The following is a 23,224-nucleotide window of genomic DNA, read 5'->3' as shown; positions in this document are numbered from 1 at the left end:
ATCAAAAATGGCAAAAAACTTCAAGTAATCGAATTGCATAGGAGGATAAAATGAAAACGCATCGTATTTTCCCAGGAATCGTTTTAATCGGTTTCGGGCTCTATTTTTTTCTTGAACATTCCCAAATCGAAATCTTTCCGGGCTTTTTCAGCTGGCCCACTTTATTATGTATTGTCGGTGCCGCCTTCCTGATTCAGGCATATAGCGGTAATGAATATGAGTCCATCCTGCCAGGCGTCATCTTACTTGGGTTCGGGGCTCACTTCCACATCGCCGGGAACCTGGAGATTTGGCCGGATGATATAGGTATCTTTATTTTAATCATCTCACTGGGATTTATTCTCCGGGCACGTAAAACAAATTCTGGAATGTTTCACGGGGTGGTCATATTCATCGTCTCGATCACATTCTTATTCTATGATAAAATCACAACGTCTTTCGGGATTGTTGAAACAACCACCGCGACCTTCGAAAGGTTTTGGCCCTTTGCCTTGATGGCGATCGGCATTTATTTTTTGGTTCGAAAAAAGTGATGATTTTCGATTCCATAATGAAAAAGGGTATTCCAGATGCGGAATACCCTTTTCCTTTACATATATTTCTTAAGGACGCCCCATGCTTGTTCCTTACCTTCGCCTGTTTCACCAGAGAATAGAAGCAATTCATCTTCTTTTTCCATATTTAACGTTTGGCGCGTGATTTTCAAGTGTTTCTGCCATTTGCCTTTTGGAATTTTATCCGCTTTGGTGGCAATGACGATCCTGGGCAGGTCATAATGCTTCAGGAATTCATACATTGCGATATCATCCTTTGTCGGCGGATGACGCAAATCGACGATCAGAAGCGCAGCGCGGAGCTGGTCACGGGAAGTGAAGTACGTTTCGATCATCTTCCCCCAAGCATCACGCTCCGTCTTTGATACTTTTGCATAACCATAACCCGGTACATCCACAAAATGGAGTGCTTCATTTATGATATAAAAATTCAAGGTCTGCGTCTTACCCGGCTTAGAGGATGTGCGCGCCAAGTTTTTTCGATTGATCATTTTGTTGATGAAACTGGACTTCCCAACGTTGGAACGGCCTGCCAAGGCAAATTCCGGTATAGGAGTATTGGGATATTGTTCAGGCTTCACAGCACTGATGACAATATCTGAACTTGTTACTTTCATTCGTTCACACCTACCAATGCATGCTCAAGGACTTCATCGACGTGTGAAACTGGAACAAATGTTAATGCTTTACGGACACTTTCCGGGATATCATCAATATCCTTTTCGTTATTTTGCGGGATGATGATTTTCGTAAGTCCTGCGCGATGGGCCGCTAAAGATTTTTCTTTAAGCCCGCCGATCGGAAGAACCCGTCCGCGTAATGTAATTTCGCCTGTCATGCCTACCTCTTTTCTGATCGGCCTATTTGTAAGGGCCGATATTAACGCTGTTGCAATCGTGATGCCTGCAGAAGGGCCATCTTTTGGAACCGCACCTTCGGGGACATGAATATGAATATCATATTTTTCATGGAAGTTCGCATCAATCTGAAGTTTCTCGGTTTTTGAACGGACAAAACTGAAAGCAGCCTGGGCTGACTCTTTCATTACATCGCCAAGCTTTCCTGTCAGGATCAGCTTACCTTTACCTGGTGATAAGGAAACCTCGATTTGCAGCGTATCGCCACCTACCGACGTGTATGCTAAACCATTAGCTACACCGACTTGGTTCTCGACCTCCGCCTGTCCATAATGGAACATGGTTTTCCCTAAAAACTCCTCGACATTCTTTTCAGCAATGACGACCCGCTTTTTATCTCCGGACACGATGATTTTTGCAGTCTTCCGACAGATGCCTGCAAGCTGTCGATCCAGACTCCGAACACCGGCTTCCCGAGTATAGTAACGGATGATTTTTGTAAGAGCTTCCTCACGGACTTGCAATTGTGTCTTCAATAAACCATGGTTTTCAAGCTGTCTTGGCAGCAAGTGATCCTTGGCTATATGAAGTTTCTCTATCTCAGTATAACCTGCAATCGAAATGATTTCCATACGATCACGAAGCGGACCAGGAATCGATCCCAAATTATTTGCCGTTGCGACAAACATGACTTTGGAAAGATCGTAGGTTTCTTCAATATAATGATCACTGAAATTATGATTTTGCTCTGGATCGAGCACCTCAAGCATCGCTGCAGATGGATCTCCCCTAAAGTCATTGGACATCTTATCCACTTCGTCCAGTAAAAAGACCGGATTTATCGTTCCAGCTTTTTTCATGCCTTGAATGATCCGTCCCGGCATGGCCCCTACATATGTGCGGCGATGTCCGCGGATTTCTGATTCATCGCGCACCCCACCTAAAGATATACGGACGAAATTCCTATTCAGGGATGAAGCGATCGATTTAGCCAAGCTCGTTTTCCCGACTCCTGGCGGTCCCACCAAGCAAAGGATCGGTCCCTTCAATGATTTGGTCAATTGCTGAACGGCCAAATACTCAAGCACACGCTCCTTCACCTTTTCCAAACCATGGTGATCCCGGTTCAGGATTTTTTCGGCTTTATGAATATTCAAGTCATCTTTGGTCGCTTTGGTCCAAGGAAGAGAGATAAGCCATTCGATATAATTGCGGATGACAGAACTTTCGGCTGAGCTCGAAGGAACTTTTTCATAACGGTCCAATTCCTTTAATGCCGTTTCTTTGATATGCTCAGGCATATCCGCTTCTTCTATCTTTTCGTTCAGGACTTCAATTTCCCCTGTTTTTCCTTCTTTATCGCCCAATTCCTTTTGGATCGCTTTCATTTGCTCTCGTAAATAATATTCCTTTTGAGTTCGTTCCATCGAACGTTTAACACGCTGGCCAATCTTTTTCTCGAGAAAAAGAACTTCTTTCTCGTTATTGATGATCTCGATTACACGGCTAAGACGCTCTTTCATATCAATGGTCTCAAGCACTTCTTGCTTCTCCTTCAATTTCAAAGGCAAATGGGAAGCGATTATATCCGCTAATCGCCCAGGCTCTTCAATATCCGAAGTGGACGAAAACGTTTCACCGGTTATTTTCTTGGACATTTTTATGTATTGTTCAAAATAATCCAGTAGTGTGCGCATTAATGCTTGATGTTCAGCATCCTTTTCATCACTGTCTTCATATATTTTAATCTTGGCACCATAATGTGTCTCATAATCGTAAAATTCCATGACTTCTGCGCGGTTCAACCCTTCCACCAACACCCGGATTGTACCATTAGGAAGCTTCAACATCTGTTTTACCTTTGTTAAAGTTCCCATTGTAAATAAATCTTCTTCACCTGGTTCGTCCAACGAAACATCTTGTTGTGTCGTCAAAAATATAAGATGGTCTTCCACCATTGCTTTCTCAAGGGCTTGTACCGATTTATCTCGGCCTACATCTAAATGAAGCACCATCGTTGGATATACAAGCAGTCCTCTAAGCGGCAGGAGGGGGACGATGATTTCTTTATCAGTCATTTCCTGACACCTCCATCTAATTAGTATCGTCGTTGTAAACTATTTACCCATGTTCTCAACCTTTTAACAATTCTATCCTATTTATATAGAAGTGTCTATTCGTTTACCTTAACACGTTTCGACTGCTATTATTATCTCCAATATTAGATAAAAAAGCACGCCTGAATGCGTGTTTATTTTTTACGGCAGGCTTGCCGGGAACGCCAGTATGGTCCTTAAAATGCCCCGGTTCTATTTTTAGCCGGGGCATATCCTTTATACACTTTCTTTTTTTGATAGGTCCAAGGTTGTGAGGATTTGTTCCGACATCAATTCTTTCTTCAGTGCCTGATCGAGCACTTCTTTCACATTCGAAACAGGAATGATTTCTATATCCTTGATTTCTGATAGAAGCGGCTGCATGTTTTCGGCTGGGATGATTACCTTTTTTGCCCCGGCAAGTTTGGCTGCCTTAATTTTCGGAATGACACCGCCGATCGGTTTAACGCCGGCATGGATGCTTATTTCCCCAGTCATCGCCACAGTGTGGTCAACAGGGATTTTATATATGGCCGAGTATATGCCTGTGGCCATTGCAATACCTGCAGAAGGGCCATCCACTGGACTTCCGCCCGGAAAGTTCACATGGATATCGAATTGGTTGGCAGGCACTCCCATCGAACGTAATACCGTAATGACATTTTCAATCGAACCTTTCGCCATGCTCTTGCGTCGAACCGATTTGCCACTCCCGCCGCCGATACTTTCTTCCTCAACGATACCGGTAATGTTTATCGAACCTTTTTCATCAGAGGCAGCCATGACCGTAACCTCGATTTCCAGCAATGCCCCGCTGTTTGGACCATATACTGCAAGACCGTTGACAAGGCCTATTTTGGAATTCGATTCTATTTTCCTGTCCATTCTTTGAGTCAGCTGGCTGCTATGGGCCATCCAATCTATATCTTCTTCCCTGATGAAAGTCCTGTTTTCATTAATTGAGATTCCTGCAAGAGTCTGAATCATGTTGACAGCTTCCCTGCCATTTCGGGCATAATCCGATATCGATTGCAAGCCTTTATCACTGATGGTGATCCCTACTTTATCCGAGGCATTCTTGGCCACGGCGATTATTTCTTCCCGGTCCAGTTCACGGAAAAACACTTCTATGCATCTTGAACGTATCGCAGGCGCGATTTCATTTGGCGTTCTTGTTGTAGCTCCAATCAACCTAAAGTCAGCCGGCAGTCCATTTTTAAAAATATCATGGATGTGTGTGGGAATATTTTGATTTTCCTCTTGATAATAGGCACTTTCCAGAAATACCTTACGATCTTCCAATACCTTTAAAAGTTTATTCATCTGTATCGGATGGAGTTCCCCTATTTCATCTATGAACAGTACGCCTCCATGTGCATTGCTGACTGCACCCTGCTTTGGCTGCGGAATGCCTGCCTGTCCCATTGCCCCGGCTCCTTGGTAGATTGGGTCGTGCACAGAACCGATGAGCGGATCGGCAATCCCTCGTTCATCGAATCTGGCTGTGGTGGCGTCCAGTTCAACAAAAACGGCCGAATTCTTAAAAGGGGACTTGCCATTTTTCTTCGCCTCTTCCAAAACAAGTCTGGCAGCTGCCGTTTTTCCCACCCCAGGAGGACCGTAAATTATCACATGCTGGGGATTCGGCCCACATAAAGCAGCTTTTAAAGATTTAATCCCATCTTCTTGACCGATGATTTCATTAAATGTACTTGGTCTAACTTTTTCTGCCAATGGTTCTGTTAACGAAATCGATCTCATCTTCCGTAATTGGTCCATCTCCTTACGTGAATCACGGTCAATGGAAACCTTTTGTGTCCGCTGGCCTTTCAATAAGTTCAAAAAATACAATCCAATAATAATCCCAAAAAACAGCTGGATAAATAACGCCAATCCTGTCCAATTCATCGTATTCCCTCCTGCACTCTCCAAGTTTGTCATTTCTGTTAGTATCTCCTTTGGAAGGGCGATATTATCCAAGAAATTCGTGTTGAAAATTTTGGCGTTTTTATCCTAAATAACAACAATTAGAAAAAAGGGAAATGAAAAAAACTGCCCGGGTGAACTGGCAGTCTCTGACTGTAAACAAATCGATATTAACTGGTTTTACCTACTGTTTTGAGGTTTTAACGTTGATTTCCACTACAGGCACTCACTTTCCGCAGGAGTCCCATACCTTCCATTACAATCAACTTTGGTCTAAAAACAAAAAGACTGCCAGCATTAACTGGCAGTCTTTCTTTTCCTAATAAATCAAGCGGATGTTTTCTTTTCTTGTCCTTTGATGGTTGTACCGTCTTTAAGGACGAGCTTTGGAGATTCATTTTTCGAAATCGTGCTGCCTGTGATTACACATTTTGCAACATCATCACGTGAAGGCAGATCGAACATCACTTCAAGGATGATGCCTTCGATGATGGAGCGCAGACCACGTGCACCAGTTTTGCGTTCAATTGCCTTTTTAGCAATTTCACTTAGCGCTTCCTGTTCGAATTCCAATTCAACATCGTCAAGCTCAAGTAATTTTTGATATTGTTTAACAAGGGCATTTTTCGGCTGTGTAAGGATTTCAATCAAAGCAGCTTCATCCAATTGCTCAAGAGTCGCAATTACCGGAAGACGTCCGATGAATTCCGGAATTAATCCGAAACGAAGCAAGTCTTCAGGAAGGACTTTGGAAAGCAATTCTTTTTCTGCAATATCATCCTTTTTCACGTCAGAGCCAAATCCAATGACTTTTTGACCAAGACGGCGTTTGATGATCGGTTCGATGCCATCAAAGGCACCGCCGCAGATGAACAAAATATTGGTCGTATCGATTTGGATGAATTCCTGATGTGGATGTTTACGTCCACCTTGAGGCGGAACGCTTGCAACCGTTCCTTCAAGAATTTTCAATAAAGCTTGTTGCACACCTTCACCAGACACGTCACGTGTAATGGAAGGATTTTCCGATTTACGGGCAACTTTATCGATTTCATCAATATAAATGATGCCTTTTTCCGCTTTTTCCACATCATAATCGGCTGCTTGGATTAATTTGAGAAGGATGTTTTCAACATCTTCCCCAACATATCCAGCTTCCGTCAAGGAAGTGGCATCGGCAATGGCAAAAGGAACATTCAGTAAACGTGCCAATGTTTGCGCAAGAAGGGTTTTCCCGCTTCCCGTCGGTCCGATTAGGGCGATGTTACTTTTGGAAAGCTCAACATCGTCGACTTTGCTATTGGAATTGATACGTTTATAATGGTTATAAACAGCTACAGCCAAAGATTTCTTTGCCTGTTCTTGTCCAATTACATATTCGTCAAGAATTTCACGGATTTCCATAGGTTTAGGAACATCTCTGAATTCTACTTCTTCATCAGTTCCCAGCTCTTCCTCGACAATCTCCGTACAAAGTTCTATACACTCGTCACAAATATAGACACCTGGACCAGCAACCAGTTTACGGACTTGTTCTTGTGTTTTACCGCAAAAAGAACATTTTAACTGTCCTTTTTCATCATTAAATTTAAACATGTACGTTCACCCCTTTAAATACTCTTCCAACTCTATTACATAGCGGTACCTAATCGTAAAGAAAAAAAACTAGGTACACATCTGCTTAAACATTCCAAATTCCCTAGTATGTTTTGCATTTTATCATGTTCTTGGAAGTTTAGTAACAAAAATGCTCACGGTCCGAGTTGTTAAAAAAGTACAATAATCAATCAATATGTATTTGCCCTTTACCAGCATGCCCAAAACTCCGGATTTTTAAAAGCAGGATTTGCTGTATAAATATGTATATGCGGTATTAGAACTAATCTACACCGAAATCCAAAAAAAATCAATCAGGAAATAACCGATATTTAAAATTTACACTAATTCTCAATATGTATAAAACAAGGCACGATTACTCGCGCCTTGTTTTTTTAAGGAAATATTTAAATCTACTTATTTATAAAAATTATTTTGCGTCAACTGTTTTGCTGTTTTCTACCAAGAAGTCAATTGCTTTCTTAATTTTAAGATCGCCTTTGATTCCTTCCAAGTTTCCAAGAGCTTGTTTGATCGCGTCAACTTCCATATTGTACATAGTAGCCATTTGTGCAAGTTCAGCTTCTACATCTTCGTCAGTCGCTTCAAGTTTTTCAACTTCTGCGATTGCTTCAAGAGTTAGGCTCGTACGAACTTGTCCTTCAGCTTCTTCTTTCATTTGCGCTTTTAAAGCTTCTTCGTCTTGACCAGAGAATTGGTAGTAAAGTTCCAAATTAAGACCTTGAGATTGGATGCGTTGAGAGAACTCATTCATCATGCGGTCAACTTCGTTTGAAATCATTGCTTCAGGAACGTCGATTTCTGCACCTTCAACAGCTTTACCAATTACAGTGTTTTGGATGAAGTTTTCTTCTTCATGTTTTTTGTCATGCTCTAATTTATGTTTTGTTTTCTCTTTAAGTTCAGCCAAAGTTTCCACTTCGTCGTCGACATCTTTCGCGAACTCATCATCCAACTCAGGAAGTTGTTTAGTTTTGATTTCGTGAATTTTCACTTTGAATACTGCTGGTTTACCTGCAAGTTCAGCAGCATGGTATTCTTCAGGGAATGTAACTTCGATATCTTTTTCAGCGCCAGTTTCTAGACCTACAAGCTGCTCTTCGAATCCTGGAATGAAAGAGTTTGAACCGATTTCCAATGAATGGTTTTCTGAAGCTCCGCCTTCGAATGCTTCACCGTCAACGAATCCTTCAAAGTCAAGAACAACCGTATCGCCTTCAGCGACTTGTCCTTCTTCTTTAACGACAAGTTCAGCTTGACGCTCTTGTAAAGTTTTCAATTCGTTTTCAACATCTTCGTCAGTTACTTCAGTATTGAATTTTTCAACTTCAACACCTTTGTAATCTCCCAATTTAACTTCAGGCTTAACTGTTACAGTTGCAGTGAAGATCAGGTTTTCGCCTTTTTCCATTTTCTCGATGTCGATTTCCGGACGATCTACAGGCTGAATTCCAGCTTCTTCGACAGCATTTGCGTAAGCATCTGGAAGAATGATATCAAGCGCATCTTGGTAAAGTGATTCTACGCCGAATTTTTTTTCGAACATTTGACGTGGCATTTTACCTTTACGGAAGCCAGGTACATTTACTTGTTTCACTACTTTTTTGAAAGCTGCGTCTAAACCTTCGTTTACTTTTGCAGCGTCAACTTCAATTGTTAGTACGCCTTGATTACCTTCTTGTTTTTCCCATTTTACAGACATGTGTTTCCCTCCAAAAATCTATATACTTCAATAATAAGCATTGGATGATTATGCTTTGCAAGTGTTAACAAGTCATCCTTCAAATATACCCCCAAAATAATGGGGAAATCGTCAAAATTAGACGAATTATACATTACAACCACTACATTATACCACAGGATTAATCTGTTACAACAGCAATAGCTTAAATAATAGGATAAGAAATTTCTTCAATTTCTTTTATATAGGAAAGAATATCCGCAACGCTTTCCTCATCCGCCTGGTAAAGATCCGCTAAGTCCCTTACGGAAACCTCCCCGGTCATGTACTCTTCCGCCAAGGCATGGTAGGCAGCTGCCCATGCAGGCAAGCTTTCAGGCCCTGGTTCAAAAGGAAACAATAAAAAAGAATGACGTTCAATCAAACTATGGACCATTTCATATAAGCTCGGATTATCCTGACTGATTTCCTCTTCGGCCAGTCCGGTCACCCTCTTATAGAAGTCCGTCTCCTTCAAACTTTTCAATTCCCTTGGGATGACCGACTTCGATTGATTGAATTTCCTCACCGTCATTTCCTCGTTATACTCCTGGTCGATAAGGATGTTAAGGAGCATCGTTTTGAAGAAAGGATGTCCCTCATCTTTTTGTAGAAATTCTTCGATTTGAGGGCTAAATGGTCGAATATTGATATTCGTGAGTTTTGAAATGACCATAAGCATTTCATTATCCGTTTTCCCTTCAAAAAGTTCATCCTCCTGCATTTCCTCTGAAAGCTGTTGATCTTGCCTTTCTTTCTCTTCCTTTTTATCCTCAAGGGCCCTTTTACTGAACTGAAGCATCTTTTCGAAATGTTCCTCTTTATCAAAGGGAATTTGGTTTTCTTCAAATAGCAGTTCGATCGTCGTGACCATTTCCTGGTGCTCGCCTATTTGCAGCAGTACCATCAAATAAATATTGATCAGTTGAAAATAGTCGCCGATGCCTTTATTCAGCATCTCTATACACAACTCTTTTGCCTCCTGGTAATACTCAAGTTCAACTAGTGAGACCACCAGTCCCATGCAAACTTCATCATTTTCGGGCTCATACTCCCTGGCTTGGCTGAAAAGCTGTGCAGCCGCTTTAAAGTTCCTGTCGCCAAGCTCATCCAGTCCTCTTACAATCAGCCTCTCACCGAGATTCGGAAAGGCGATAATCTTTGTTTCTCCGGCCTTCTTTTGGTTGTTCTCATCATCCATCCTATTTTCCGCCTCACCGTTCGCTTTTTGAGAAACAGTTTAGCATGTAATAGCTGGAAACACAAAATTTATTCGGGCGGATTCTTTCTTCCCCGATAAAAAAAATCCCGCATCCTTTCAAATAAGAAAGGAGAACGGGAAATGACTTTTTTCTATTAAATACTCGATACAGCCTTTTTTTGAGATTCATAGGCAGAAATCTCTTTATCATATTGAAGCGTTATCGAAATTTCATCCCAGCCTTTGACGAGCATTTCCTTCCAATATGGATGAATTTCAAAGCTCGTTTCAAACCCTTGACCATCTTTCAATGTCTGATTGGGAAGGTCGATAGTCAGCTCATAATCAGGTGCCGACACTCTCTCCATTAAATAGTTTACTTCAGTCTGGGTCAAAGCGATGGGGACCATGCCATTTTTCATGCAATTACTTTTAAAGATATCAGCATAAGACGGAGCGATGATGATATCGAACCCGTAGTCTTTCAAAGACCAAGGGGCATGCTCACGGGACGAGCCGCAGCCAAAATTTTCACCTGCTATTAATATGGACGTGTTTTGATTATGGGGCTGATTCAATTCAAAATCAGGACGTTTCTTTCCAGTTTCATCAAAACGCCAGTTATAGAATAAAAATTCACCAAATCCGCTTCGCTCAATCCTTTTTAAAAATTGCTTTGGAATGATTTGGTCCGTATCCACGTTTTTACGGTCAAGTGCCGCAGCTCTTCCTTTATATATAGTAATGGGTTCCATTTTCTGCACCTCCGGTTAATTCATATTCTTATTGGACTTGTTCAGTTCTTTTCAAATTCCTAATATCGACAAATTTCCCATGAATGGCGGCCGCGGCAGCCATGGCCGGACTAACCAGGTGTGTTCTTGCTCCAGCTCCTTGCCTGCCTTCGAAGTTCCGATTGCTTGTGGAGGCACAATGCTCGCCGGCCGGAACCACGTCAGGGTTCATGCTCAGGCACATGCTGCAGCCCGACTCGCGCCATTCGAAGCCTGCAGATTTGAAAATTTCATCCAACCCTTCATCCTCCGCTTGCCTTTTGACGCTTTGTGAACCGGGAACGACCATCGCCCGAACCCCTTTTTGAACAGTTTGGCCATCGATCATTCCTGCGGCTTGCCGTAAGTCCTCAATGCGTGAATTGGTACACGATCCTATGAATACATGTTGTACGGGAATTTCCGTAATCGGCATCCCTTCCTCAAGGCCCATATACTCAATGGCTCGATTCAGTTCCTTAGGATCCATGATATCCTCTGCTAGGGTAGGTACTTTTCCGTCCACTCCACTAGCCATTCCAGGATTTGTCCCCCAGCTGACCATTGGTGAAATCAGGCTGCCATCAAGAATGATTTCTTGGTCATAAACAGCATCCTCATCACTGGAAAGTGACTTCCAGTCCTGAACACATCGCTCGAACTCTTCTCCTTTCGGCAAATATTTACGGCCTTTCAAATAAGAGAACGTTGTTTCATCAGGAGCTACAAGCCCTGCTCTTGCCCCGCCTTCAATCGACATATTGCAGACCGTCATTCTTTCTTCCATTGACATATCCCGGAAAACTTCCCCGCAATACTCAATGATATGTCCCGTACCGAAATCGACGCCGAATTTGGAAATCACATATAAAATGACATCTTTCGCCATCACGCCATGACCAAGCTTGCCATTAACCTCAAGCTTCAATGTTTTGGGTTTTGTTTGCCATAGGGTTTGTGTGGCCAAAACATGCTCGACCTCGCTCGTACCGATTCCAAATGCAATCGAGCCAAACGCACCATGCGTGGAAGTATGACTGTCTCCGCAGACAATCGTCATCCCTGGCTGTGTAAGTCCTAATTCAGGCCCGATAACGTGAACGATACCTTGATCAGGACTGTCTAAATCAGCAAGGCGGATACCGAACTCCTTACAGTTTTGCTCAAGCGCCTCTAGTTGTTTCCTTGCAATATCATCCTCGATGAAATAGCGATTAACGGTTGGCACATTATGATCCATTGTCGCGAAAGTACGATCTGGTCTCCTGACTTTGCGTCCTTTCAATCTCAATCCTTCAAATGCTTGCGGTGAGGTCACTTCATGAATATATTGAAGGTCTATATAAATTAAATCCGGTTTATTCTCCTCTTCATTTACAATATGGCGATCCCATATTTTCTCTATTATCGACTTACCCATCACTATCCCACCTCGATCAATCTTGTATTTTTTTTAAAAAACACGGCCTAAAGTTAGGCCGTGAAAGAAGTTTATGCGTAAGCTCCCATGATGTTGGAAATGGCTTCCTGGTCTAAAAGATTTGCTTTTATTTCTGCAATCATCTCTGAGGTAGAGGTAATTGTCGCTTGGCCATTTGCGATATCGCCTGTTCTCAAGCCATATTCAAGGACCGTTTCCACCGCCTGCTCAACTGCTTTCGCCTCATCTTCCATCCCAAAGGATAGACGCAGCATGGAAGCCGCCGATAAAATCGTCCCAATCGGATTAGCCAGGTTTTTGCCTGCGATATCCGGGGCAGAGCCATGAATCGGTTCATATAGATTAGGACCATTAGTTGAAATGGAGGCGGAAGGAAGCATTCCAAGCGAGCCAGTCAATACCGACGCTTCATCGCTTAAAATATCACCGAACATATTCTCCGTCACGATAATATCAAATTGTTTCGGGTTTTTGATCAATTGCATGGCTGCATTATCAACAAGCATATGTTCAAGGATTACATCCGGATAGTCCTTGGCAATTTCTTCAGCCGTCTCACGCCACATCCTGCTGGATTCAAGAACATTCGCTTTATCCACGGAAGTTACTTTTTTCTTGCGCTCCGATGCTAATGAAAAAGCAAGTTCGATGATGCGCTTCATTTCGCTTTTCTGATAGAAAAGTGTATCGACGACCGCTTCTTTCCCTTCTTTTTCAACGCGCTCACTTGGCTTTCCGAAATAAAGGCCGCCAGTTAGTTCCCTGACAATCACGAAATCCACATCTTCAATGAATTCCTTCTTAAGAGGAGAAGATTCCGACAAGCTGGAATAATAGCTGATTGGACGGATGTTAGCATAAAGGTTCAAATCTTTTCGGATTTTCAACAAACCTCGTTCCGGTCTTAGGTGCGCAGGCTGGTCATCCCACTTAGGTCCTCCAACGGCCCCTAATAATACCGCATCGCTGTTTTTACAAATCTCCACTGTTTCATCCGGCAGGGGTGAACCTGTGCTATCGATGGCCCCTCCGCCAATCTCACCATATTGAAATTCAAAATCGTGTCCATATCTTTGGGCAACGGCTTCGAGGATTTCTACAGCGCCTCTTGTTACTTCTTTCCCGATGCCATCTCCTTGAAGCACCGCAATATTCCTTTTCATCGAAATCTCCCCTTCCTATTGTAATACTGCTTTTTCTTCCAGTTCCTTCATGATGATCACACGGTTCACAGCGTTCAAATACGCTTTGGCGGATGCTTCCAAGACGTCCTGATCAAGACCCCTGCCGCTTGTTTCCACACCGTTATAATCAATTTTCACAAAAACCTGTGCGAGTGCATCCATTCCGCCACCCACCGATTGAATTCGATAGTCCAGCAAGTTGATCTCTTTGCCCAAACATCTCTCAAGCGTGTTATATAGGGCTTCTACACTTCCTGCACCTGTAGCCGCTTCCTGAATCTCTTCATTATCGCCTTTTTTCAGCGTGACCGTCGCAGTCGCCGTCTGATGGGTACCATGGGAAATCTGCAAGGAAATCATGTCATAGAAACTGATATCCGTCGCTTTCTCTTCAAGCACCAGTGCAACGATATCTTCATCCGTCATGGTCTTTTTATTATCGGCCAATTCCTTGAATTGGACGAATAATGAGTTCATTTCCTCATCCGTTACCGTAAAATTCAACTCTTGTAATCTTTCTTTGAAAGCATGGCGTCCTGAATGCTTTCCTAAAACGAGTGAATTGGACGAAACCCCGACGAGTTCAGGTGATATGATTTCATATGTCGTTTTTTCTTTTAACACGCCATCCTGGTGAATGCCTGATTCATGTGCGTAAGCATTGGCACCAATAATGGCTTTATTAGCAGGAACCTGCATTCCCGTAAGGCGGCTGACCAAATCACTGGTCCTTTTAATTTCATTCAATACAAGACCCGTTTCCGCTTGATAGAAATCTTTACGGATGTAGAGTGCCATGGCCACTTCTTCAAGTGCCACGTTACCGGCACGTTCACCAATTCCGTTGATTGTTCCTTCGACTTGCGTAGCCCCGCCTTCGATGGCCGCCAATGAATTGGCCGTCGCCATTCCAAGATCGTCATGGCAGTGTGCGGATAAACTAACTTTATCAATAGAAGGAACATGCTCACGAAGGTACCTGAAAATGTTCCCGTACTCGATTGGAGCTGCATACCCTACAGTATCCGGAATGTTAATGACCTTGGCACCAGCTTGAATGACCGCTTCAACGATTTCAGCCAAATAGTCAAGTTCCGTACGGCTTGCATCTTCTGCAGACCATTGTACGATCGGAAAACGCGCTGCTCCGTACTTAACCATTTCAACCGACCTTTCAATCACTTGCTGCTTAGACATTTTTAACTTATATTCACGATGAATGGGCGAAGTGGCGATGAACGTATGCAATCTTGGTTCTGCGCCGCCCCTTAATGAATCCCAAGCCGCATCGATATCTCCTTGTACAGCACGCGCCAGCCCTGTGACAGAGCTGTTTTTGATTTTGCGCGCGATTTCCTGTACGGAGTTGAAATCCCCTTTGGATGCTGCCGGAAAACCGGCTTCGATTATATCAACACCCAATCTTTCAAGCTGATATGCGATTTCAAGTTTTTCGGTAAAATTCAAATTTACACCAGCGGATTGCTCCCCATCTCGAAGTGTGGTTTCGAATATATTAATTTTTCGCAACGGCTACCACTTCTTTCTCTTTTTGTTGAGGTTTCACGAATGGCATCATTTTTCTTAATTCACGGCCAACCACTTCGATTTGATGCTGGTTTTCACGATTATTGATCGCATTGAAGACCGGACGATTCGCTTGGTTTTCCAAGATCCATCCTTTAGCGAACTCACCGTCTTGGATGTCTTTCAAGATCGCTTTCATTGCCTCTTTCGTAGTTTCCGTCACAACGCGTGGTCCAGAAACGAAATCTCCCCATTGAGCTGTGTCAGAAATGGAATAGCGCATGTTTTCCATACCGCCTTCATACATAAGGTCGATGATTAATTTAAGTTCATGCAAACACTCGAAATATGCTACTTCCGGTTGATATCCAGCTTCTGTCAAGGTTTCGAATCCAGCTTTCACAAGGGCAGTCAATCCGCCGCAAAGTACAGCTTGCTCTCCAAATAGATCCGTTTCCGTTTCTTCCTGGAAAGTGGTTTCCAAACCGCCAGCCCTTAAAGAACCGATTCCCCGAGCGTACGCAAGTGCCAATTCTCTTGCTTCACCCGTAACATTTTGATAGATGGCGAACAATGCCGGCACCCCTGCCCCTTGTTCATATGTACGGCGAACAAGATGTCCCGGACCTTTTGGAGCGACTAATAAAACATCTACATCTGCCGGAGGAACGATTTGATTGAAATGGACGTTGAATCCGTGTGCGAACATTAACGCTTGACCTGCACGCAATACCGGTTTGATTTCTTCTTGATATACTTTCGGCTGAGTTTCATCCGGTAATAGGTTCATGATCACGTCTGCCTGTTCAGCTGCTTCCTTCACTGTGTAAACATTAAAGCCGTCTTCCACCGCTTTATCGAAGGATTTACCTTTTCTGATTCCGATGATTACATCTACACCGCTATCACGTAGGTTTTGAGCGTGTGCGTGTCCTTGGGAACCATATCCGATGACTGCTACCTTTTTATTGTTGAAGAAATTCTCGTTTGCTTCTGCGTTATAATATACTTTTGCCATAATAATTACATCTCCCTTTTCATCATTGTTTTTGTTTTTGTTTTTGTTTTTGTTTTTGTTTTATACGATTGTCGCACTCTTTGCGTGTGCAATTTGCATTCCACGCGGGATGGCGGCAGTCCCTGTCCTTGCCAATTCCTTGATGCCATATGGCTTGATCAGTTCAATGAAGGCTTCGATTTTATCCGATTCCCCTGTGATTTGGACGGTCACGCTATCTTTACTGACATCAATAACTGAAGCTCGGAAGGGTTCGATGACTGAATAAATCTCGGCTCGGGTTTGTGTAGTCACCAATATTTTGATGAGTGCAAGTTCCCTCGCCACAATCGATTGATTCGTAATATCATATACTTTCAAAACATCAATCTGCTTATTCAGCTGCTTGGTGATCTGTTCAATGACAGCTTCGTCATCGACATCGACCACAAAGGTCATCCTTGAAATGCCATCCTGTTCGGAAGGTCCGACAGTCATGCCTTCAATGTTATAATTTCTTTTCGTGAACAGGTTCGTAATCCGATTAAGGACGCCTGGCCGGTTGTTCACGGTGAGGCTAAGAATTCCCTTCATTGATTAAACTCCTTCCATTTCATCTAGCCCTTTTCCTTGTGCTACCATCGGAAATACATTTTCGTTTTGTTTTACCCGGAAATCAATCAACACTGGACCATCAGTCTTTAACGCTACATCCAGACAGTTGCTTGCTTCTTCCTCCGTCGTCACCTTGTATCCCGGAATTCCATAAGCATCGGCCAATTTCACGAAGTCCGGATGCGATTGGAAAATACTGTGTGAGAAACGGTTATCATGAAAGAGTTCCTGCCACTGTCTTACCATCCCTAGTGCACCGTTATTGACGATGATGATTTTGATTGGCAGATTCATTTCGGCAATGACCGAGAGCTCCTGCAGGCACATCTGGAATCCACCATCCCCCGATATGGAAAGCACCGTCGCTTTCGGATTCGCCAGCTGCGCTCCGAGAGCCGAAGGTAAGCCAAAGCCCATCGTCCCCAATCCACCGGAAGTGACCCATGAATCCGGTTTGTTAAATGGATAGTATTGTGCTGCCCACATTTGATGCTGTCCAACATCCGTCGTAACAATGGCCTCCCCATTCGTTTTTTCATGAAGCATCTGGATGACCCGCTGAGGTTTCAATACGCCTTCTTCATGGGTATAACGCAATGGGAACTCTTCATTCCATGCAGTAAGCTGTGTTGTCCATTCATCAATTTCCGGCTTCTTGCCATTTTGCACAATCAATTCCGAGAGTGCTTCTTTGGCACTTCCGACGACTGGAATTTTTGTCGGCACATTCTTACCGATTTCCGCTGGATCAATATCGATATGGGCAACCGTTGCGTGCTGTGCGAATTTCGCTAGATTTCCAGTCAATCGATCATCGAACCTTGCACCGATATTGATTAATAGATCACATTTCGCTAATGCCATGTTTGCTGCATAGCAGCCATGCATACCACCCATTCCGATAAAGAGTGGATGTTCCGCCGGAAAGCCCCCAAGACCCAGTAAAGTGTGGACGACAGGAATGCCTTGCTGCTCGACATATTCCTTTAATAGATGGGAGGCCTTTGCATGCAGGACACCTGCCCCTGCAAGAATGACCGGTCTTTTCGCCCCGCTTACGGCTTCAACAAGCTTTCTGATCTGCAAGTAATTCGGCTTGGTCGTCGGCTGATAGCCGGGGAGATTCATTTCTGGCTCCTCATCCGTCGATACACCTTCCAAAATGGCCATGTCCTTAGGTATATCGATCAATACTGGACCGGGCCGGCCGCTGGAAGCGATATAAAACGCTTCTTTTATGATGCGCGGAAGGTCTTCCGGCTTCCTTACCTGATAGTTATGTTTTGTGATCGGGGTAGTAATCCCCAGTACATCCGCTTCCTGGAAAGCATCCGAGCCGATTACACTGGTAGCTACCTGACCCGAAATTACAACTAGCGGTAAAGAGTCGATCATTGCATCTGCCAAACCAGTGACGATGTTCGTTGCCCCTGGACCGGATGTGACGATGACCACCCCCGGCTTGCCGGTAATCCTGGCGTATCCTTCCGCTGCATGAATCGCACCTTGTTCGTGCCTTGTCAAAATATGAAAAAGTTCTGAACTGTAAAGCTTGTCATAAATCGGCAATACAGAACCTCCTGGATAACCAAAGATGACTTCAACATTTTCCTTTTTCAATGCTTCCAGCAGAAATTCGGCACCACTATAATGTGTCTTTCCACTTTTCCGATCAGCAACAACTGACTTTTGTGTCATTTTGTAAAAAACCTCCTTCGCTTTCCTAATTGAATGTTTTCTCAAAATTCAGAATTTTCAGCCTTTTGAGCATACAAAAAAGCCTTTTCACCCCAAATGTACTTGCACTCGGCAAGTTAAAGGGGTGAAAAGGCTTGATGAGCCACTCCACGGTACCACCCTTTTTCGCATGAAACTCCATGCGCACTTTGAATAGACTACACTATTCTCTGTTTTGGTAACGGGTACTGGTACGCACCCGTTCAGCTCTACTAGTCTGACGTTCAAGCTGAAACTCCAAGGTGAGTTCATCTTTCGGGACAATACCGGCTCTCAGCTACCCGGCTCTCTGTGACTGCCTTTTTAAAAGACTACTTATCCTCTTCAATGCTTTTCGCATTATTCATATTTTTCGAAACGCTTATGTTTGATGTCTTGTATTTGTGATTATCTTACGTGTATTTCAGGTAGTAGTCAACAGGTTTTTTTAAATTTTTTGATAATTCCAAATTGAAAGATTTGTTGTATCCGCTTACATACCTATCATGACCACATTTTATAAAATAAGTTTTTTCAATTTTTAATTTTTAAAAACATCGGATATCCCAATTAAATGATTGTCACGCATTACCCACTTGATGGCAGTCACTAGTATCGGGTTCCTAAAAAAGAATCATCCATTTTCCCTTTCAGCTTCATTTCACTGATTGAGGACGCCACTCTTGGTACAAGATTCGGCCGCCATCCCTTTTGAAGATCTCTCGTTGATAAACCGCCTGACATTCCAAGGTGCGGAAAATCACGGAACAATTCAAAATCCCCTCCCCAAACGAATCCCAGGGATTTTGCGATGGCTGCCACCCTTGTCCACTTTTCGCCCTCTGTCCACAGTGCCCGCCTGCCGTCATCACTAACGATGACAAAATCGGCTGCAAGGCCATAGTTATGCAAGGATTGCCCCCCTCTGGCATAAGTCACGATTGGCTTGGATTTATTCGTTCTGCCTCGTTCATACAGTTCATTTTGTTCTCGGAAACTTCGATAACCAGCCGTTATTTGAACAAATATCCCCGCTTCATAAGCTAATTTCACCACTTCGAGTATCGTCTCGTTCACGACCGGGTTCATACCGCTTCCCATATTTTCCTTTGCGCGATTCAATAGGGTTTGTAATTTGATGGCCATCCCAGCACCTCCCCTATATTTAATGCGAACATAACTGCAGGAGGAAAGGCTTTACCATTATTTTATTGGGGGTATAAAGATTATCTGAAAATGAAAAAGGGCTGAACATAGGTGATATTAATCATCCCCTAAGTCAGCCCTCCGGTTCATTTAGCCAATACATCCCCGTATTCTGCATTTTTTTCAAATTGTTTTTGAACGAACGAACATACCGGAACAATTTTCAGGTTTTCCTCCCTTGCGAATCCTATCACCTTTTCAACAAGGGCATTTCCTACCTTTTGCCCGCGAAGCTTGTCAGAAACAACGGTATGATCGACCGTGATCTCCTCATCACCTGATTTAAAGAATGTAATTTCCGCTAATTTCTCACCAGATTCTTCGACAAAAAAAGAACCTTCACCTTTTTTGATATCCACCATCACGATGACCTCCTTTTAATTCCTCTTTATCATATCTCACAAAAAAGGAAAATAAACAAATATTTAAAACGTGATTGAAATTGAATAAAGCAAGTACTTTCAAGGGTTATAAAGTTAGCATTACCCATGTGAAGTTTATTTACAAACCGATGATGGTTTATATTTTTTTAAGGAAGGCAAAAGACAAAATACCTTTAACTCCCTTAGTATCGATTCCTTGAATTTTATAACGAAGTTGATTGTAGAGAAGGTGCGAGACACCACAGGCGCACCCAGGCCGTCCGCGGAAAGCGAGTGCCTGGATCGGAAATCCACGGCCAAATTGTAACCGCCATAAAATTACAGGAAAACTCGTTTTCTTCGAATTTGTCTACAGTCTGAATGATTCTTTCATAACCTGAAATACAGTGTTTTTCAAGCTTTCGTTTTTTGATGACAATGAATTAATGGAATAAAACTTTCCGTAACAATGTAAGAATAAGTATATAATAGCAGAAACAGAAAAAACTGCCCTATTCAGTTTAGGACAGTTTTAAATGAAAACAAAATATAAAATGATCAACGATAACAATATGACCATAAAAACAGCGATTAGAATTACGTGAGCACTTGAAGGCTGGAACGTCCCTTCATTGATTTGCCGTTTCTTCTGAAGATAACCGATTGTCGCCAGTACGGTAATCACAAGTCCCAATGCACACGCAAACATCCCCAGCACGATGCTGATCAAGTCAATCCGGGCATCCCGATGCACACCAATCGTAAAATGCAGGCTTGTCGCAAGAAAACCAACTCCCACTATTGCAATCACCGTTCTTATCCACGCCAAGAAGGTGCGTTCATTAGCCAGGTGCTGCTGGGCATATTTCAATTGGTTTTTCTCCATGTCATCACCTTAATCGATCGTTTTTATCAAACGTAAAATCAGTCATCTTTTCAGGAGCGAAAAGGCCCTGAACATTGAACCGACAAACATTAGCCCTGCACCGCCGAACAATAAATATATACATAGAGTTTTATCAATAACATTCAAAGGATAAAGCAAGGCCCCCAGCGCCATGATTGCCCCGATCCCCGTTATGGTCCATCCTATTTTTTTCATTCGCGACTCCTAAGATTAATTTATTATTTAGTGAAGGTCCTTCACGGGTTTCCCCCTTTTTATAGATAGGCCCCCCATTACTAGCTTAAACCATTTAAAAACTTACAACAAGTGAGATCCACCGATTATTTTCCCACAAAAAAAGAGCCACAAATGACTCCCTGTTTTGAACACGCCCATTTCAGCCGTTCTTTTTATCCTTTTCCATATATTCTTTTATTTTTCTTTCTTCCCACTCAGACCCGAAGTTTCCTTGTGCAAGAATGGTAATTCCATGTATCAGAACACCAATCCCCCACCCTCCAAGGGGATAAAGGAACCACCAATAACCAGGATCCGTCAATAGATTAATCGCAATCAACATAACATTCACCAATACATACACCATTAGATGAATGTAGAATGACTTAAGGTTTTCAACCCTTTTTTTCGCCCGTAGATATCCATCTCCATTTTCCATCCCAGCACCTCCTAATCATTAACATTAAAATAAATTACCATCCGCTTCCATAATACCTTATTTTTCATAAAGAAATAAGAGTGAAATGCTTCAAAGGTAAATCGGCAGCTGGGAATCAAGGAGAATCTCTAAAGACCACCTACAAGTCAGCGGGTTTCATTCTATTGTATCCCCGTTCTTCGTAAGGCTGTATTTTTTCCAGCCACATTTCTTCAAGTTTTTTCAATTCCCGTTTAGCATCAAAAAATCCTGTTTCTTTTGGCTTCAATACCTCCAGTACCTCAAAAGAAAAAGCATCTTTCCCATATTGGTTCCACTCACTTTGCAGCACTTTATTGGTGTTTGTCCCGACTTCCAATTCAAATTGTTTCCCCTTCAACGTCTTTAAATTCCTGGTGCTTCCGATAAAGACTTTATTATTTACCGTATTTCTGATTTGGTATACCCCTGCTTCAACCTTCGTTTCTTTATATAATTGCTTCAATTCTTTTTTACGATCCATCTTTCTTGCCCCCAGTCATCATTTCTTCAGCCAATATTGGCTCCCATCAGGCTTTCTATCCAAGAATCCATATTCTATTAAGTATCTTCTCAAAAGAACATGATCATGATAAACGGCACCCAATATTTGATTGATTTCTTTTTCTTCGTATTTCCGCTCATTTTCAAAACGGTTCATAATTTCTTGGAGAATGATCAGCCTTTGTTTTTCCTTTGGCGGAAAAGATTTTAATGCATCCTGACTGCCTTTAGGGAAGTATTTTTTCAGTACAGTCATCTTTTCATCTTCAGTAACGTTATAACGATCATCGACCATCCTTGCTTTTTGATGAAGCGGGATAAATGCCGGCGCGTGTTCATCTTTATCTTTCAACAGTTCCATCAGGGCTAAAAACAACTTAGCCTGACGCTCTTTCTCTTTCAACACAAAACGATGGTTCCGAATGGTGGAAGGGCTGCCAATTCCGATTTCCTCCTGAACCTCCGCATCATTCTTCCCTTGGTAAAAAAGTCGAAGAAGACGGTTTTGATGGTCGGTGAGACCTGTAAGTTTTTTATCGAGGTCAATCAAGTATTCAAAAACCGAGCTGTGTGCATGTTCAATATGAATGCGCATATACCTCTCCGCTTCATAAAGAACTCCATCTTTCGGGTATACTATCCCCTTTTCAACTGCATTTCCACACAGCAAACAAACATATTGATTTTCACCTTCGATGTACCCTTGTTTAAGCTCATCCTGAGATGCGCTCCAAAATATTTCTGCGTCCTTCATTAAACAAACACTTCCCTATAAAGTTTACAATATAATAAACATAATATTAATTTGTTTGTATTATGTCAATGTTTTTTCTGTTTTTTTATAACTCCAGCAAATTATGCTTAGTAAGAGGGACTTCATGACATTAAGCTGACAAGGGATTTCACCTTCCATTAAACGGTCCCCATGGCACTATGCCGATATAGTATCCTGAATAATAAGCGGAAATTCCCCTATAATATGCTTTATAAACGTGAATAAGCTTTAGAGGGGATATCTTTATTGAAAGAGGAAAACGAGGCGATTCCATCAATCCATAACACCGATTACACAAGGCCTTACAACATATATCCGAATAATTCAAGGTCTCACTGCCAGAATTACGCGATACGATTGAATCACTTATACAAAAACAATCAATGCAGCTGAGTGAAGCAGATGATAAAAATTCGCCTGTCCAAGAATTAAATACGGCAATAATCAAAAACCGTGAATCATTAAAAATAATCTCCAAACCTTAAATAGAAAAAGGCATCCACGAATGGATGCCTCAGACTGTAGACAAAATTCGATGTAAGTCGATTTTACCTACAGTTTTTTTAGCTTGTA

At 42.5% G+C, this 23,224-nt stretch carries 21 protein-coding genes and 1 other annotated feature; of the genes, 1 reads left to right on the top strand and 20 read right to left on the bottom strand.

All coding sequences use genetic code 11. From position 1 onward, the window contains the following. Positions 1-50 precede the first annotated feature (50 nt). A complete protein-coding gene (locus J7I90_RS10495) occupies positions 51-533 on the top strand; it encodes a LiaF transmembrane domain-containing protein (protein WP_214771216.1) in 483 nt (160 codons plus the stop codon). A gap of 56 nt (positions 534-589) precedes the next feature. On the opposite strand, the gene yihA is transcribed toward J7I90_RS10495, so the two are convergent. The 20 genes from yihA to J7I90_RS10395 all read right to left on the bottom strand — a co-directional run bounded on the left by yihA (position 590) and on the right by J7I90_RS10395 (position 22,630). Continuing rightward, on the bottom strand, positions 590-1,171 hold the full coding sequence (gene yihA / locus J7I90_RS10490; protein ID WP_034308918.1) for a ribosome biogenesis GTP-binding protein YihA/YsxC: 582 nt from the start codon (positions 1,169-1,171) through the stop codon (positions 590-592). Next, positions 1,168-3,489, bottom strand: a complete 2,322-nt coding sequence (gene lon, locus J7I90_RS10485) for an endopeptidase La (protein ID WP_214771213.1) — start codon at positions 3,487-3,489, stop codon at positions 1,168-1,170. The genes yihA and lon overlap by 4 nt, the downstream gene beginning before the upstream one ends. Positions 3,490-3,744: 255 nt before the next feature. After that, a complete protein-coding gene (gene lonB / locus J7I90_RS10480) occupies positions 3,745-5,415 on the bottom strand; it encodes an ATP-dependent protease LonB (RefSeq protein WP_214771210.1) in 1,671 nt (556 codons plus the stop codon). 345 nt (positions 5,416-5,760) lie between these two features. Next, positions 5,761-7,029 carry an ATP-dependent protease ATP-binding subunit ClpX gene (gene clpX, locus J7I90_RS10475; RefSeq protein ID WP_034308926.1) on the bottom strand — a complete coding sequence of 423 codons (1,269 nt, stop codon included), beginning with the start codon at positions 7,027-7,029 and terminating at the stop codon, positions 5,761-5,763. A 430-nt stretch (positions 7,030-7,459) separates the two neighbouring features. After that, positions 7,460-8,752, bottom strand: coding sequence for a trigger factor (tig, locus tag J7I90_RS10470; protein WP_034308928.1), 1,293 nt, complete (start codon positions 8,750-8,752; stop codon positions 7,460-7,462). Between the two features lie 184 nt (positions 8,753-8,936). Beyond that, the gene (locus tag J7I90_RS10465) at positions 8,937-9,971 is read right to left on the bottom strand and encodes a tetratricopeptide repeat protein (protein WP_214771207.1); all 1,035 of its coding nucleotides are present in this window, start codon (positions 9,969-9,971) and stop codon (positions 8,937-8,939) included. A gap of 155 nt (positions 9,972-10,126) precedes the next feature. After that, positions 10,127-10,726 (bottom strand): 3-isopropylmalate dehydratase small subunit, encoded by a 600-nt coding sequence (leuD, locus tag J7I90_RS10460; protein WP_034308930.1) that lies wholly within the window; start codon positions 10,724-10,726, stop codon positions 10,127-10,129. 28 nt (positions 10,727-10,754) lie between these two features. After that, positions 10,755-12,164, bottom strand: a complete 1,410-nt coding sequence (leuC, locus tag J7I90_RS10455) for a 3-isopropylmalate dehydratase large subunit (protein ID WP_214771205.1) — start codon at positions 12,162-12,164, stop codon at positions 10,755-10,757. A 71-nt stretch (positions 12,165-12,235) separates the two neighbouring features. Next, complete coding sequence (leuB, locus tag J7I90_RS10450) at positions 12,236-13,348, bottom strand: 3-isopropylmalate dehydrogenase (RefSeq protein WP_214771203.1); 1,113 nt, start codon at positions 13,346-13,348, stop codon at positions 12,236-12,238. Between the two features lie 15 nt (positions 13,349-13,363). Next, the gene (locus tag J7I90_RS10445) at positions 13,364-14,899 is read right to left on the bottom strand and encodes a 2-isopropylmalate synthase (RefSeq protein ID WP_214771201.1); all 1,536 of its coding nucleotides are present in this window, start codon (positions 14,897-14,899) and stop codon (positions 13,364-13,366) included. Continuing rightward, positions 14,886-15,914, bottom strand: a complete 1,029-nt coding sequence (gene ilvC, locus J7I90_RS10440) for a ketol-acid reductoisomerase (RefSeq protein ID WP_048688871.1) — start codon at positions 15,912-15,914, stop codon at positions 14,886-14,888. Before ilvC ends, J7I90_RS10445 begins: the two co-directional genes overlap by 14 nt. Positions 15,915-15,974: 60 nt before the next feature. Further along, the gene (ilvN, locus tag J7I90_RS10435; RefSeq protein ID WP_214771199.1) at positions 15,975-16,487 is read right to left on the bottom strand and encodes an acetolactate synthase small subunit; all 513 of its coding nucleotides are present in this window, start codon (positions 16,485-16,487) and stop codon (positions 15,975-15,977) included. Positions 16,488-16,490: 3 nt separating this feature from the next. Further along, positions 16,491-18,206, bottom strand: coding sequence for an acetolactate synthase large subunit (gene ilvB, locus J7I90_RS10430; RefSeq protein ID WP_214771197.1), 1,716 nt, complete (start codon positions 18,204-18,206; stop codon positions 16,491-16,493). Positions 18,207-18,323: 117 nt separating this feature from the next. Further along, positions 18,324-18,582: a binding site (T-box leader), on the bottom strand. Positions 18,583-18,833: 251 nt separating this feature from the next. Next, positions 18,834-19,370: a M15 family metallopeptidase gene (locus J7I90_RS10425; protein ID WP_214771192.1), complete on the bottom strand. Its 537-nt coding sequence runs from the start codon at positions 19,368-19,370 to the stop codon at positions 18,834-18,836. Positions 19,371-19,516: 146 nt separating this feature from the next. Further along, entirely contained in the window at positions 19,517-19,792 is a 276-nt protein-coding gene (locus J7I90_RS10420; protein ID WP_214771189.1) for a GNAT family N-acetyltransferase, read from the bottom strand. A 532-nt stretch (positions 19,793-20,324) separates the two neighbouring features. Then, positions 20,325-20,678 carry a YidH family protein gene (locus J7I90_RS10415; RefSeq protein WP_214771187.1) on the bottom strand — a complete coding sequence of 118 codons (354 nt, stop codon included), beginning with the start codon at positions 20,676-20,678 and terminating at the stop codon, positions 20,325-20,327. Between the two features lie 42 nt (positions 20,679-20,720). After that, positions 20,721-20,894, bottom strand: coding sequence for a hypothetical protein (locus J7I90_RS10410; protein ID WP_214771184.1), 174 nt, complete (start codon positions 20,892-20,894; stop codon positions 20,721-20,723). Positions 20,895-21,075: 181 nt separating this feature from the next. Beyond that, positions 21,076-21,354 (bottom strand): 2TM domain-containing protein, encoded by a 279-nt coding sequence (locus J7I90_RS10405; protein WP_214771181.1) that lies wholly within the window; start codon positions 21,352-21,354, stop codon positions 21,076-21,078. A 139-nt stretch (positions 21,355-21,493) separates the two neighbouring features. After that, on the bottom strand, positions 21,494-21,856 hold the full coding sequence (locus tag J7I90_RS10400) for a GIY-YIG nuclease family protein (protein ID WP_214771178.1): 363 nt from the start codon (positions 21,854-21,856) through the stop codon (positions 21,494-21,496). Positions 21,857-21,874: 18 nt separating this feature from the next. Further along, positions 21,875-22,630, bottom strand: a complete 756-nt coding sequence (locus tag J7I90_RS10395) for a DUF2087 domain-containing protein (RefSeq protein ID WP_214771175.1) — start codon at positions 22,628-22,630, stop codon at positions 21,875-21,877. Positions 22,631-23,224: the final 594 nt, after the last annotated feature.

The organism is Bacillus sp. ISL-57 (assembly GCF_018613135.1).
GTDB lineage: Bacteria > Bacillota > Bacilli > Bacillales > DSM-1321 > Peribacillus > Peribacillus frigoritolerans.
Note: the sequence above shows the minus strand (reverse complement) of the source record. Positions and strands in the feature narration are given on the sequence as shown.

Excerpts from the sequence above, each read along its gene's own strand:
- ilvC (WP_048688871.1), bottom strand. The coding sequence starts at position 15,914 with ATGGCAAAAGTATATTATAACGCAGAAGCAAACGAGAATTTCTTCAAC.
- J7I90_RS10465 (WP_214771207.1), bottom strand. The coding sequence starts at position 9,971 with ATGGATGATGAGAACAACCAAAAGAAGGCCGGAGAAACAAAGATTATC.
- J7I90_RS10395 (WP_214771175.1), bottom strand. The coding sequence starts at position 22,630 with ATGAAGGACGCAGAAATATTTTGGAGCGCATCTCAGGATGAGCTTAAA.
- J7I90_RS10425 (WP_214771192.1), bottom strand. The coding sequence starts at position 19,370 with ATGGCCATCAAATTACAAACCCTATTGAATCGCGCAAAGGAAAATATG.
- ilvN (WP_214771199.1), bottom strand. The coding sequence starts at position 16,487 with ATGAAGGGAATTCTTAGCCTCACCGTGAACAACCGGCCAGGCGTCCTT.
- J7I90_RS10420 (WP_214771189.1), bottom strand. The coding sequence starts at position 19,792 with ATGGTGGATATCAAAAAAGGTGAAGGTTCTTTTTTTGTCGAAGAATCT.
- lon (WP_214771213.1), bottom strand. The coding sequence starts at position 3,489 with ATGACTGATAAAGAAATCATCGTCCCCCTCCTGCCGCTTAGAGGACTG.
- ilvB (WP_214771197.1), bottom strand. The coding sequence starts at position 18,206 with ATGACACAAAAGTCAGTTGTTGCTGATCGGAAAAGTGGAAAGACACAT.
- J7I90_RS10415 (WP_214771187.1), bottom strand. The coding sequence starts at position 20,678 with ATGGAGAAAAACCAATTGAAATATGCCCAGCAGCACCTGGCTAATGAA.
- yihA (WP_034308918.1), bottom strand. The coding sequence starts at position 1,171 with ATGAAAGTAACAAGTTCAGATATTGTCATCAGTGCTGTGAAGCCTGAA.
- J7I90_RS10400 (WP_214771178.1), bottom strand. The coding sequence starts at position 21,856 with ATGGATCGTAAAAAAGAATTGAAGCAATTATATAAAGAAACGAAGGTT.
- J7I90_RS10405 (WP_214771181.1), bottom strand. The coding sequence starts at position 21,354 with ATGGAAAATGGAGATGGATATCTACGGGCGAAAAAAAGGGTTGAAAAC.
- tig (WP_034308928.1), bottom strand. The coding sequence starts at position 8,752 with ATGTCTGTAAAATGGGAAAAACAAGAAGGTAATCAAGGCGTACTAACA.
- J7I90_RS10495 (WP_214771216.1), top strand. The coding sequence starts at position 51 with ATGAAAACGCATCGTATTTTCCCAGGAATCGTTTTAATCGGTTTCGGG.
- leuB (WP_214771203.1), bottom strand. The coding sequence starts at position 13,348 with ATGAAAAGGAATATTGCGGTGCTTCAAGGAGATGGCATCGGGAAAGAA.
- leuD (WP_034308930.1), bottom strand. The coding sequence starts at position 10,726 with ATGGAACCCATTACTATATATAAAGGAAGAGCTGCGGCACTTGACCGT.
- lonB (WP_214771210.1), bottom strand. The coding sequence starts at position 5,415 with ATGAATTGGACAGGATTGGCGTTATTTATCCAGCTGTTTTTTGGGATT.
- J7I90_RS10410 (WP_214771184.1), bottom strand. The coding sequence starts at position 20,894 with ATGAAAAAAATAGGATGGACCATAACGGGGATCGGGGCAATCATGGCG.
- leuC (WP_214771205.1), bottom strand. The coding sequence starts at position 12,164 with ATGGGTAAGTCGATAATAGAGAAAATATGGGATCGCCATATTGTAAAT.
- clpX (WP_034308926.1), bottom strand. The coding sequence starts at position 7,029 with ATGTTTAAATTTAATGATGAAAAAGGACAGTTAAAATGTTCTTTTTGC.